The sequence below is a fragment of the Streptomyces sp. ADMS genome (genome assembly GCF_033441795.1).
Classification (GTDB): domain Bacteria; phylum Actinomycetota; class Actinomycetes; order Streptomycetales; family Streptomycetaceae; genus Streptomyces.
Genome location: NZ_JAVFVX010000004.1, coordinates 157,660 through 170,525 on the forward strand (window position 1 = coordinate 157,660; position 12,866 = coordinate 170,525).

8 protein-coding genes and 1 pseudogene are annotated in these 12,866 nt (G+C 69.4%); 3 read left to right on the forward strand and 6 right to left on the reverse strand.

Annotated elements, in window-relative coordinates:
* Positions 1 to 72 precede the first annotated feature (72 nt).
* The 3 genes and pseudogenes from RB628_RS03225 to RB628_RS03235 all read right to left on the reverse strand — a co-directional run bounded on the left by RB628_RS03225 (position 73) and on the right by RB628_RS03235 (position 3,440).
* Positions 73 to 1,692: pseudogene (locus tag RB628_RS03225) on the reverse strand (EAL domain-containing protein).
* A gap of 135 nt (positions 1,693 to 1,827) precedes the next feature.
* Positions 1,828 to 3,018, reverse strand: a complete 1,191-nt coding sequence (locus tag RB628_RS03230) for a lipid-transfer protein (protein WP_318318703.1) — start codon at positions 3,016 to 3,018, stop codon at positions 1,828 to 1,830.
* Positions 3,015 to 3,440: a Zn-ribbon domain-containing OB-fold protein gene (locus tag RB628_RS03235; protein ID WP_318318719.1), complete on the reverse strand. Its 426-nt coding sequence runs from the start codon at positions 3,438 to 3,440 to the stop codon at positions 3,015 to 3,017. The genes RB628_RS03230 and RB628_RS03235 overlap by 4 nt, the downstream gene beginning before the upstream one ends.
* Before the next feature lie 243 nt (positions 3,441 to 3,683).
* On the opposite strand from RB628_RS03235, the gene RB628_RS03240 reads away from it, so the two are divergent.
* A complete protein-coding gene (locus tag RB628_RS03240) occupies positions 3,684 to 4,217 on the forward strand; it encodes an NUDIX domain-containing protein (RefSeq protein WP_318318704.1) in 534 nt (177 codons plus the stop codon).
* A gap of 6 nt (positions 4,218 to 4,223) precedes the next feature.
* Here the strand turns inward: RB628_RS03240 and RB628_RS03245 are convergent, their stop codons facing one another.
* Entirely contained in the window at positions 4,224 to 6,590 is a 2,367-nt protein-coding gene (locus RB628_RS03245) for a TIM-barrel domain-containing protein (RefSeq protein ID WP_318318705.1), read from the reverse strand.
* A 181-nt stretch (positions 6,591 to 6,771) separates the two neighbouring features.
* Here RB628_RS03245 and RB628_RS03250 point away from each other — a divergent pair, with 181 nt between their 5' ends.
* Both RB628_RS03250 and RB628_RS03255 read left to right on the forward strand, forming a co-directional pair.
* On the forward strand, positions 6,772 to 8,748 hold the full coding sequence (locus RB628_RS03250) for an acetoacetate--CoA ligase (protein WP_318318706.1): 1,977 nt from the start codon (positions 6,772 to 6,774) through the stop codon (positions 8,746 to 8,748).
* A 550-nt stretch (positions 8,749 to 9,298) separates the two neighbouring features.
* Positions 9,299 to 10,192, forward strand: a complete 894-nt coding sequence (locus RB628_RS03255; protein ID WP_318318707.1) for a hypothetical protein — start codon at positions 9,299 to 9,301, stop codon at positions 10,190 to 10,192.
* Between the two features lie 103 nt (positions 10,193 to 10,295).
* On the opposite strand, the gene ptsP is transcribed toward RB628_RS03255, so the two are convergent.
* Both ptsP and RB628_RS03265 read right to left on the reverse strand, forming a co-directional pair.
* A complete protein-coding gene (gene ptsP, locus RB628_RS03260; RefSeq protein WP_318318708.1) occupies positions 10,296 to 11,966 on the reverse strand; it encodes a phosphoenolpyruvate--protein phosphotransferase in 1,671 nt (556 codons plus the stop codon).
* 78 nt (positions 11,967 to 12,044) lie between these two features.
* Complete coding sequence (locus RB628_RS03265) at positions 12,045 to 12,494, reverse strand: PTS glucose transporter subunit IIA (RefSeq protein ID WP_318318709.1); 450 nt, start codon at positions 12,492 to 12,494, stop codon at positions 12,045 to 12,047.
* Positions 12,495 to 12,866: the final 372 nt, after the last annotated feature.

Here is a 12,866-nt window from a genome sequence, read left to right on the forward strand (position 1 = left end):
ACGACAATGGTAGAGGCGTTCCATGGTGCCCGTGAAGCGGCCTCTCAGCCGAAGCCGCTCGTCCTGCCGTCCTCACCCCGCCTGTGCCGGCTCCGCATCCGGCTCCCGCCGGATCTCGTGCCCGGGCAGACCTGCCCGTCCGAGCAACCAACTCGCCCCGTCGAGCGGCTTCGCCGCCTGCTTCAGCGGCGCAAGGCAGGCGGCGGCCTGCCGGTGGTCCACGACTGTGCCCGGCACGCACAGGACCGTCGCCAGGGACAGCGTGACGGCGTGCCCGCCTGCGGACCACGGCGCGTCCAGCACAGCCGACGCCGGCGGAACGAGACCTTCCGGATCCGTCAGAACCAGGAAGTCGTCCCCGCCGATGTGGCCCACGCGCGTGCTACCGGACGCCGAGCGCGACAACACCCGCCCCACCGACCGGATCACCTCGTCACCGGCCGCGAACCCGGCACCGTCGTTGACCTGTTCGAATTGGCCGACATCCGGCCAGCTCAGCGCGCAAGTCAGCCCGTTCGCGATCCGCCGGTCGACCTCGCCGGCGATCGTGTCCGATTTGGGCAGCCGCGTCAGCGGATTGAGCCCCGCTGCCTCCTCCCCCCGGCTCTCGGCGAGCGCCCGTACGGGATCGGCCGGCCGTACGACGCCCACGCAGCGCCAGTCCCGGTCGAGGACCACCACATCGTCCGACGTACGGTCGCGTGCGCCGTCCGCGACTACGTCCACGACTTCCCAGGCGGTCGCGTCGACGCCGACCGTGCGCGGCGGGTCGCCCAGCCTGGCGGCGCGGGCCGGTCGGAGTGCAGGGCGTGCCCGTAGCGGCCCGACATCGCCAGCAGGAAGCGGGACCGGTACACCGACCGGACGGGTACCCCGGCCTCGTCGACGAGCACCACCCCGGACACGTCGGGCGGCCCCGTCAGCAGCGCCCCACTCGGCCTGCGGACGTGGTGGCCGACAGCAGCGCGGCGGGCCGCACGAACTGCCGGACCGACGGTCCGGAACGAGGCGCGGCAGCCATCCCGGGGGAGAGCGACGGAACGTATACGTCCGCCACGGGCAGCCGGGCCGGCGGGGCGAACAACTCGCCCTGGGCCGGCTGAGCACCGGCCGACATTGCGGCGGCGCACTGCAGTTCGGTCTCCACGCCCTCCACCGAAAGAAGCGCGCCCAGTTCTTCGCACAGTGTCCGCATTGCCCGCAACGCCGCGGGCCGGGCCGGCAGGCACGAGTCCAGTTTCACCAGGTCGGGCCAGGTCCGTGAGCAGCCTCAGCGGTACGTCGCCGACGCCGTCCGCGCAGATCCGGAAACCCTGGCCGCGCAACGCCGCCACCGCATCCAGCGGCGCCCGCTGCGGCACGTGCGTGTACGGCGGGCCCGCGTCGACAGTCAGTTCTCACGGCAGTCGCCCCGCCTCACGCACGGGCGTCGTGCAGGGCGGTCAGCTCGCCGAGGCCGGCGAGGGTACCGGCGAAGACGTTGACGTGGAGCGGAAGCAGCGTCTCCCGGCCGGCCGCCGCGCGTACCGCCAACGCAACCAGTCGGCCGTCGAGTTCTGGGTCACGGCGAGCCTGAGCGAGGATGTCGCCACTCTCCGGGCGGGCCAGTATCTTCAGCGCCGCGACTCCGACGGTCGTCAGGTTGACGACCGGCTGGAAGGTGAATCGAAGAGCGTCCGTCCAGGGGTGCACGGCAGCATGATCGCGCTGCAGGCTTACGCCTGAGTGCAGTTCACGAGGTGTTCACGCACGATTCCGGGTTGATCACACAGCGCGAAGGGATACCGGCTGGGCGCACACGGCATACGCACTGCCCTCGGTCCCACCTCACCGCACCGCGATCACCGACGAGCCGTGTCCGAACAGGCCCTGGTTGGCCGTGATGCCCACGCGCGCCTTCGCAACCTGCCGGTCACCGCCCTCCCCCCGCAACTGCCAGGTCAGCTCGCACACCTGGGCGAGGGCCTGCGCGGGCACGGCCTCTCCGAAGGAGGCGAGGCCGCCGCTGGAGTTGACGGGTATCCGCCCGCCCGGGGCTGTGGCGCCCTCCCTCAGCAACTTCGCCGCCTCACCCTCACCGCACAGACCCAGATCCTCGTACCACTGCAGCTCCAGGGCCGTGGACAGGTCGTAGACCTCGGCCAGGGAGAGGTCCTCGGGTCCGATGCCGGCCTCCTCGTAAGCCGCCCGTGCGATCGACGCCCGAAAAGTTCCATCCGTCGGCTCCACGGTCGCAGCCGAGTCCGTGGCGATGTCCGGCAGGTCCAGCACCGTGGTGGGGTACCGCGGCGTCACCGTCGATACCGCCCGGATCCGCACCGGCTCAGCCACTCCGTGCCGGCGCGCGAACTCCGTGCTTGTCAGCACCAGTGCGGCCCCGCCGTCCGAGGTGGCGCAGATGTCGAGCAGTCGGAGCGGATCGGCGACCACCGCGGAGGCGGCCACCTCGTCGGCGGTGACCCGTTTGCGGTAGCGCGCGTTCGGGTTGAGTGCCCCCAGGGCGGCGTTCTTCACCTTGACTTGCGCGAAGTCCTCCAGGGTGTCGCCGTGCACGGCCATTCGCCGCCGCGCGTACAGCCCGAAGTACGTCGGGTTCGTCGCCCCCAGGACCCGGAACCGCAGCCAGTCCGGGTCGTCGGGCCGGTCTCCGCCGGCCGGCCGGAAGAACCCCTTCGGTGCCGAGTCCGCCCCCACGACGAGCACCACCTCGGCGAGCCCGGCGAGGATCTGCGCACGTGCCACGGCGACCGCCTGCGCCCCGGACGCGCACGCCGCGTACACGCTGGTCACCCGGGCGCCCTGCCAGCCCAGCGCCTTGGCGAACGTCGCCCCCGCCACATATCCGGGATAGCCGCCCCGCACGGTGTCCGCACCGACGACGGAGTCGACGTCCCGCCAGTCGACCCCCGCGTCGGCCAGTGCCGCGCGCGCGGCGGCCGTGCCGTACTCGGCGAAGCCGCGCCCCCACTTGCCCCAGGGGTGCATGCCCACCCCGAGCACCGCCACCTCGCCGGTCATTTCACCACCCCCGTCGGCCGCCAGTGCCAGGTCGTCCAGGTCGTCTCCGTGTCCTCGTGAAGCACCCCCGGGACGGCCTCCACCTCCATTCCCACCGTCAGATCGGCGACGGTGACCCCGGGAACCGCCTGTCCGAGTATCACCATCCGCTCGCTCTCCAGCTCCACAGCGATCAACGCGTACGGCTTCCATGGAAGTTCCGGATCGGTCACATACGGTGACGGAGGCCGGTACCGGCCGTCGGTGTACGACCAGATCCGCCCGCGCCGGGACAGCGGAACCTCGTCCAACTCGCCGCCCGGGCACCCCGGATTACGGCAGTGGACGTCCTCGCGGGGGAAGAAGACCGAAGTGCAGGTCGAGCAACGGGTGCCAAGGAGTCGGAAGCCGTCCTCGTCCGCCGTGAACCACCCGGCGACCACGGGTGTTCGGGTATGTGCCACATTCCCTCCAGAAAGCTGAATCTGACGGAACGTCAGAAGTGTGGCACGGTCACTTCGGATTGGGCAGCCGTCGCACAGAACCGAGCACGCCCCCCGTGCGTCGTCGTATGGGTAGGGACGGCCGGGGCCCACGGGGGTGGTTCCGGCCGTCCCCGCTGTACGGCGGTGTCCCGGGGCGCCCCGGGAGGGACTCCGTCCTTATGATCGGATACAGTCCGCCGCGTGTCCGTAAAACAACTGTCAACCGACAACTCCGCGCCGGATTCTCACTGTTCGAGCTGCGGAGCGCCCTACGGAGAGGGCGTTTCCGGCTGGCCCCGCACCTGCCCCGCCTGCGGCACGGTGGCCTACCGCAACCCGCTGCCCGTCGCGGTGGCACTCCAGCCCGTGTACGACACCAAGGGCACCGCCCTGGTCGTCATCACCCGAACCATCGCCCCCGCCCGCGGAGGCATCGCCCTGCCCGGGGGGTATGTCGACCATCGCGAGGACTGGCGGCTGGCCCTGGTCCGCGAGCTCAGGGAGGAGACGGGCATCGAGGCGGCGAGCCGCGACGTCCGCCTCGTCGACGCGATGAGCTCACCCGACGGGCACCTGCTGCTCTTCGGAGTCCTGCCGGAGCGCCCCGCCGACCACCTCCCGCAGTCCGCCGCCACCGACGAGACGGACGGCTGGCACCTTCTGCGGAGGCCGGAGGAGCTTGCCTTTCCGCTGCACACGGTGGCCGTACGCGCCTGGTTCGAGGGCCGATACTGAGCCCGCTCAGCGCCCGTGGAGTCCTCGTACACGTACGGGGCGGGGCGGCTCGCTCATGCCGTCCTCCCCGTCCCGCTCCACGACCACCCGCCGCCCCTTCCAGCGTGTGACGTACCGCTCGATCTCCGGCTCCGCCCACCCGTCACCCGCGTCCGACACCGCCAGCCCGCCCCCGGTACGTCCGCGGGCGGGCGCCCACGCCTCCAATTCCAGGCCGCCGTCGTCGCCCCGCACGGGCACGACGGCCCCCGCGCGCGCGAGCACCGGAATCCGCGACAGAGGCGCGTCGACCAGCACCTGACCAGGCCCCTCGTAGGCCTGCTCCGTCACCGTGTCGTACCAGCGCCCGCGAGGCAGCTGCACCGCACGCCGGTCCGCACCCGGATCGAGCACCGGCGCCACCAGAAGACAGTCACCCAGCAGAAAGGCGTCCTCGCAGCCCCGCAGGGCCCGGTCCTCGGGCGCCCCCCACCACAACGGCCGCACATAGGGCGCCCCCGTACGTCGCGCCAGGTGCGCCAGCGTCATGAAGTACGGCACCAGGCGCCGACGTTCGACGAGCACCACGCGCGCGTGGGCGAGGACGTCCGCACCGAACTCCCAGGGCTCCCTGCGCCCCGCCCGCAGACTCGTATGCGTGCGGAACAGCGGCAGATAGGCGCCCAGTTGGAACCACCGCAGATACAGCTCAGGCGACGGACTCCCGTGGAAGCCGCCCACATCCGGGCCCGAGTAGGGCACCCCGCACAGCCCGAGACCCATGACCAGCGACAGCGACGCCCGCAGCCCCGGCCAACCTGTCGCCACGTCCCCGGACCACGTCCCTCCGTAGCGCTGCAAACCGGCCCACCCGGAGCGGGAGCATATGAACGGCCGCTCCTCGGGTGCCAGTTCACGCAGCCCCTCGTAAGCAGCCCTGGCCATGCACAGGGCGTAGACGTTGTGCGCCTCACGATGGTCACCACCGAGCCCCTCCAGCGCGTGGCGGGCCGAACGCGGCAGGGTCGACTCCCCGAAGGCGGTGAAAGACGTGGGCTCGTTCATGCCGTGCCAGAAACCCGCGAATCCCTGCCCGAGCCGCTCCTCGTACATCCGGCCCCACCACGCACGCACGCGCGCGTGCGTGAAATCAGGGTAGACCGACTCCCCAGGCCACAAGACCCCTTGTACGAGCTGCCCCGACGCATCCCGTACGAAAGCGTCCTCGGCTCTCCCACTGCCGTACACGGCGTTCCCCGCCTCGGCCTTGACCGCCGGATCGATGATTGACACCAGCCGGATCCCGTCGCGCCGCAGATCCTCGGCGAGGACCGGCAACTTGGGGAACTGCTCCTCGTCGACGGTGAACACCTCGTGTGCGTCGAGGTGGTCGATGTCCAGGTGCACCGCGTCGAGCGGCAGATCGTGCTGCTGATAGCCCGCGACGATCCGCCGCACCTCCTGCTCGCCGCCGAAGCCCCGGCGCGAATGATGGTGGCCCAGCGCCCACGAAGGCGGCACCGCGGGCGCACCCGTGAGCGTGGCCCAGGTGTGCAGCACGCGCGCGGGGGTGCCCACCATCATCCAGCAGCGCAGCGGCCCGCCGTCCATGCGCAGCTCGCACGTTCCGGCCCTGTCGTGCCCGGAACCCGCGCCCTCCTCACCCTCCCGCAGAGTCACCGTGCCGTCCCAGGAGGTGTCATAGAACACCAGATGGGTCGCAGCGTCGGCCACCACCAATTGCACCGGCATGGTGATGTACAGCGGATCGTCGCCGGGACCGAAGGCCCGACCGGGATCGGTGTTCCACAGGCGGTACGCCCCATCGCGCAACCGGGGCCCCGAAGCACGCCCGCCGAGCCCGAAGAACCGTGCGTCAGCAGCCACTTCGGAGCGCTGCATCCAGCGGCTCGTGCCGCCGCCGCCCACAGGCTCCCACCAGCGGGGCGGGAGTTCTCGTCGCAGGCTCACCCCTCCCGGAGTGAGCACTTCCACCGCACCGTGCCGCGAGACCACGACGGTCACCCGCTCTGCCACGACCCGCCAGCCACCGTCCTTGTCCGGCTCCAGCGACGCGCGAGGATCCGGCTCAGGACAGCCGGCCAGTGCGTACGACGGCTCGGGGCCGACCCCGTCCCAGCCCCAGAAGACCGCCCCATTGACGGCAACAGCGATCCGCAGCTCGGACCTCGCGAACCGGACGACACCGCCGCCCGGTCCCGGCTCCACGTTCCGCACGGGCCCGGGCACCCGCGCGCGTTCGGTACCCCGGGGCGGCAGCCCGGCGGCATCGGCACGCCTTCTGCGCCACGCCGCCCGTACGGTACGCACCCCCTGGGCAGCCCCCGCCGAACCGACTGCCTTCAACGAACGCACCAGGTCACGACCTTCCATGCTGCTCAGCCTGCCACTGAGTTCGCCCGATGCGCGTACTGTTCAGAAGCCGTTCACCCTGCTAGGGATCACATCTTCATCTCCACGACACGACCCCCGCGCGGCGCACCCTGGTGCCGGAGTCGATCACATGGCATGGTCCGTGTCAGCCGTGTCACGCGCACAGTCCGGGAGCCGCCCCATGTCCACCGACAACCCCACGCCCCTCTGGCAGCCCGACCGAGAACGCATTGCCCGGGCGCGGATCACCAAGTTCCAGGCCTGGGCGGCAGAGCGGCACGGAGCCCCCGCCGACGGCGGCTACGCAGCATTGCACCGCTGGTCCGTGGACCGACTCGCAACGTTCTGGCAAGCCGTCACCGAGTGGTTCGACGTGGGCTTTTCGACGCCCTACGCGTGCGTGGTCGACGATCGCTCCATGCCCGGCGCGCAATGGTTCCCCGGGGCGAGGCTCAATTACGCCGAGCACGCCCTGCGCGCCGCCGACACCCGCGCGGACGAACCGGCACTCCTTCACGTCGACGAGACCCATGAACCCCGCCCGGTGACCTGGTCCGAGCTACGCCGCCAGGTCGGCTCCCTGGCTGCCGAACTGCGCGCGCTCGGAGTACGGCCAGGAGACCGAGTGAGCGGCTATCTGCCGAACGTTCCACAAGCCGTGGTCGCCCTGCTCGCAACAGCCGCCGTGGGCGGCGTGTGGACGTCCTGCGCCCCCGACTTCGGTGCCCGCAGCGTTCTCGATCGCTTCCAGCAGGTCGAACCGGTGGTGTTGTTCACTGTCGACGGCTACAGCTACGGCGGCAAGGAGCACGACCGCCGTGACACGGTCGCCGAACTCCGCCGCGAACTGCCCACCCTGCGCGCCGTCGTCCACATCCCGTTGCTGGGTACCGAGGCACCCGAAGGGGCCGTGGAATGGTCCGCCCTCACTTCCGCGGATGTGACCCCCGTCTATGAACAGGTCGCTTTCGACCACCCTCTGTGGGTGCTCTACTCCTCGGGCACGACCGGTCTCCCCAAAGCCATCGTCCAGTCCCAGGGCGGCATCCTCGTCGAGCACCTCAAACAACTGGGCCTGCACTGCGACCTGGGGCCGGAGGACCGCTTCTTCTGGTACACGTCCACCGGCTGGATGATGTGGAACTTCCTCGTCTCCGGCCTTTTGACGGGTACGACGATCGTCCTGTACGACGGCAGCCCCGGGTACCCCGACACGGGCGCCCAGTGGCGGATCGCCGAACGTACGGGGGCGACCCTTTTCGGTACGTCGGCGGCGTACGTCATGGCCTGCCGCAAGGCCGGCGTACACCCGTCCCGGGATTTCGACCTGTCCAAGGTGCAGTGCGTCGCCACGACCGGATCGCCGCTGCCTCCCGACGGATTCCGCTGGCTGCACGACGAGTTCGCGGAGAGCGGGGCCGACCTGTGGATCGCCTCGGTCAGCGGTGGCACGGACGTGTGCTCCTGCTTCGCAGGAGCTGTACCTACCCTCCCGGTATACATCGGCGAACTCCAGGCGCCAGGACTGGGCACCGATCTCCAGTCCTGGGACCCGAGCGGAAAACCACTCGTGGACGAGGTCGGCGAACTCGTGGTCACCAATCCGATGCCCTCCATGCCCATCCACTTCTGGAACGACCCCGACGGCAGTCGCTACCACGACAGCTACTTCGACACCTATCCCGGTGTCTGGCGCCATGGTGACTGGATCACCGTCACCTCGCGCGGCTCCGTGATCATCCACGGCCGCTCCGACTCCACGCTCAACCGCCAGGGCGTACGCATGGGATCGGCCGACATCTACGAAGTCGTCGAACGGCTTGCCGAGATCAAGGAATCCCTTGTCATCGGCGTCGAACAACCCGACGGCGGCTACTGGATGCCGCTCTTTGTCCACCTCGCGCCCGGAGCCGTCCTCGACCAAGCTCTCCTGAACCGGATCAAACAGGCCATCCGCGAACAGCTCTCCCCGCGCCACGTCCCCGACGAGGTCATCGAGGTGCCCGGAGTTCCGCACACCCTCACCGGCAAGCGCATCGAGGTCCCGGTAAAGCGCCTTCTCCAGGGCAGCCCCCTGGAGAAGGCCGTCAACCCCGGCTCCATCGACAATCTCGACCTGCTGCGCTTCTACGAAGAGCTGGCCCGCGAGCGCGCCTGACCGCTCCGGAAGCAGCGCGGGCCACCAGGCGTAGGACCGAGCTGGTGCTCTTCCCCGACCACGCGCTGATAAAGGTCGGCCTGCCCACACCGGCAACGCACCGACTGGTCTCACACCGCTGCTGACAGTCCGCAACAACGTGATGGTGATGGCCCCGCAAGTACCCGTGGCCCGCTTCGGCGCCACCACCAAGGCCGCTCGATCTCTCCTGCTGCCGCCGCCCGCGGCCTTCGCCCTGGCGGGCATCTCCGTGGCCGAGTGCTCCAGCCATCGCCTCCTGGAAACTGTCAGTCGCCCTCGCATCCGACGCCGCTCAGGGCGCGTACCTCGGGATTCACGGACATGCACAAGCCGTCCAGCGCAACATCGGACTACTGGCAGTGGCTGCGACTACCGCCACCACCCCTGGGCTGGACCGGCTTCGGCGTCGCATCGCTGTGACCTTCGTAATCCAGCACGGCCTCGTCAGCACGCGCTCTGAACCGAGAGCCATTGTCAGCGGCTCCGATTACTGTGAGTGAGCATTGATCCACTGCACACAGGGGGAATCATGGCGAACACCGAGCACCCGACCATGCGGCGCGTTCTGCGCCGCGAAATCGCGGGCACCATCGGTCTGCTCACCGACGAGCACGACTTCCGGGCGATGAGGCGCTATCGCACCTTCACCTTCGACAACCACACGGCCTACCTCCGCGAGGTGGAAGCTCTGCTGAAGAGCCTTGCCGCCCAGGGCAGCCACACCACTGTCGCCCTATTCGATCCTGAGGAATACGCCGAGTTCTGCACTGCCACCGGCCTCGACCCGGACGCCCCGTCCAGCCGCACCCGCTTCACCGCGGAACTCGCGACCACGGGGCCCACCGTTCCCTACGACGGCCAACCTCTCGCCGAACTGGTCCCCGACCTCGTTGACGAGGCCGTTCGCCAGGCGACCTGGGAGTACGCCGCCACGCTCCTGGCGCGCATCGGCGCCTGCGCATCCTGCGGGGAGGACATCGGACGCTCAGCCTTCACCCGTGCCTCGAACCTCCTCGACCGCATCATCGACACGGCACCCCACGGAAACAGGCACCTCGTGTGCAGCGTCATGACACCAGCCGAAACTCTGGTCGCCGTCCTCCACGCGGATGACGACAGCGAGGGCGCCACGGATCTCGACGAGGCCGAAGTCCTCGAATTCACCACGATCCTGGCTCTGGGTATCGCCACCCAGTGCCCCGGCGGTCTTGTCATGCGCACCACTTCCCCCAGCGCCACCGACCGCATCTACGGCTGGCGCGTTCGCGGAAACGGCCTCGATCCGTTGACCGCCGGCGAGGTCTTCGACGCCTACTGCACCGACGCCGAATCAGGTGATCTCATCTCCCCGGAACCGGATGTCGACTACTGCACACCCCCGGACCTCGGAGGGGAGGAACCCACGAGGGGACACACTCACTGAACGGGCAACGGTCGAGGGGCGCCCCACACGAAGTGGAACGCCCCTCGACCGACGAACGGTCTGCACCGAACCGGTCTGGTCGACGGCCCGGGCGATCGGCCGACTACTCTCCCGACAGCACTGCCTGAGCGGCGTCGCGCGCCTCTTCGGCGCTGTCCGCAGCCCGCGCCGCCGCAGCGGCCCTCTCGCACTGCGCCAGCGTGTACTTGGCCAGTGACGCCCGCACGTACGGAATTGAAGCCGCACCCATGGAAAGAGAGGTGACACCCAGACCGGTCAGAACACACGCGAGCAACGGGTCCGATGCCGCCTCACCACAGACACCACAGCTCTTGCCCTCGGCCCGCGCCGCCTCGGCGGACAGCGCGACCAGGTCGAGAAGCGCGGGCTGCCACGGGTCCTGCAGACGGGAAACCGCCCCCACCTGACGATCTGCGGCGAAGGTGTACTGCGCCAGGTCGTTGGTCCCCAGAGACAGGAACTCGACCTCCTGCAGAATCGAGCGTGCCCGCAGCGCGGCCGACGGGATCTCCACCATGGCACCGAACTTCGCCCGCAGCCCGGCCGCACGGCACGCATCCGCGAACGCCTTGGCATCGGCCCGGTCCGCAACCATGGGAGCCATGACCTCGAGATAGACCGGAAGGCCCTCTGCGGCTTTCGCGAGCGCCGTCAGCTGTGTACGCAACACATCAGGGTGGTCGAGCAGGGTCCGCAGGCCGCGCACACCGAGAGCCGGGTTCGGCTCGTCGGCCGGCGTCAGAAAATCCAACGGCTTGTCCGCGCCCGCATCGAGGACCCGCACGACAACACGCCCCTCGGGGAAGGCCTCGAGAACCTGCCGGTACGCCTCGATCTGCTTTGCCTCGGACGGCGCGTTCTTGCTGTCGTCGAGGAAAAGGAACTCGGTACGGAAGAGACCGACGCCCTCGGCCCCGGCTTCGACGGCAGCCGGTACGTCTGCGGGACCGCCGACGTTGGCCAGCAGCGGCACCTTGTGACCGTCAGAGGTGACCCCAGGCCCGGTCGACGCTGCCAGCGCTGCCTTGCGTTCGGCCGCTGCCGCTTCCAACTGCGCCTTCTTCTCCGCACTGGGTTCCACGAAGATTTCGCCACTGCTGCCGTCCACGGCGACCAGTGTGCCCTCGGCAAGCTCACACGCACCAGGCATCGCCACCACAGCCGGGACACCGAGAGCCCTCGCCAGGATCGCGCTGTGGCTGGTCGGCCCGCCTTCCTCGGTGACGAATCCGAGCACCAGAGTCGGGTCCAGCAGCGCAGTGTCTGCGGGCGCGAGGTCACGAGCAATAAGGACGTACGGCTCGTCGCTGTCGGGGACGCCGGGCATGGGCACCCCGAGCAGCCGCGCGACGATACGATTCCGCACATCGTCGAGGTCAGCCACGCGACCGGCGAGGTACTCACCGGCATTCGCCAGTAGAGCGCGATATGCGGCGAACGCGTCGTACACAGCGCGTTCGGCCGTACTGCCGACCGCGATACGCCGCTCCACGTCCGCCATCAGCTCGGGGTCCTGGGCCATCATGGCCTGCGCCTCGAGCACCGCCTGGGCTTCGCCGCCCGCCAGATTGCCACGCGCGTTCAGGTCGGCCGCCACCGCATCCACGGCCTGGCGGGCGCGCCCCTGTTCCCGCTCCGCTTCCTCCGCCGGAATCTGCTTGGCAGGCGGTTCGAGCACTGCCGTTCCCATGTGCCGAACTTCGCCGATCGCCACACCGTGGCTCACGCCGACGCCTCGCAGCGTTGTCTCCATCTCACCCGTCTCCGATAGTGCGGCGGGCCTCGCCGCCACAGTGGATTTCCTGCTTGCTGTCATGGACCGGCGCTGACGTCACTGCCAACCGAAGAGGCTGTCGCCCGCCTTCACCACACCGTCTTCGATAAGTTCGGAGAGGGAATCGGCCGTGGCCTCGAGCGCCACGATCGGGCACACCGGGGACTTGCCGGCAGCTTCCACGGCGGCCGGGTCCCAGCGCACCACGCTCTGCCCACGTGTCACGGTGTCGCCCTTGTTGACGAGCAACTCGAAGCCCTCGCCGTTGAGCTGCACGGTGTCGATACCAAGGTGAGTGAGCACACCGTGGCCTTCGTCGTCCACGACGACGAAGGCATGCGGGTGGAGCGAGACGATGACTCCGGCCACCGGGGCGACGGCCTCCGCGGGCTCGCGCACGGGGTCGATCGCAGTGCCGGGGCCGACCATGGCCCCGGAGAAAACAGGGTCCGGCACGGCAGCCAGTCCGATGGCACGCCCTGCTAGAGGGGACGTCACGGTGGTCAAGGGAAGCCTCCCGGGGTGGAGATTCGTACGAGCCGTCACTGCCTGTCCCGGACGGCACACTGTTGAGCAGCGTATGTCATATGAAGTGCCGGTTCCGTGCGAGAGACGCGGGTTGACCTCATGGGGCGCCACGCAATGGATTTGCGCCTGCTCCGAGTGCCCGTGTACAGTCTTACTCCTGCCCGAGGCCGAGGGGACACGATCAAGCGTCCTCGCCTGGCAGTACCTAACTTGTCAGATCCTATCCCGGGGTCTCGTTCTGCATGTTTGCTGAACGGTGGTCAGGGAGACGGAAAAACACTGATAGAGTTTGGAACACCGAAGGGAAAGTGCCCGGAGGAAAGCCTGAGAGAGTCTCTTGGGTGAGTACGA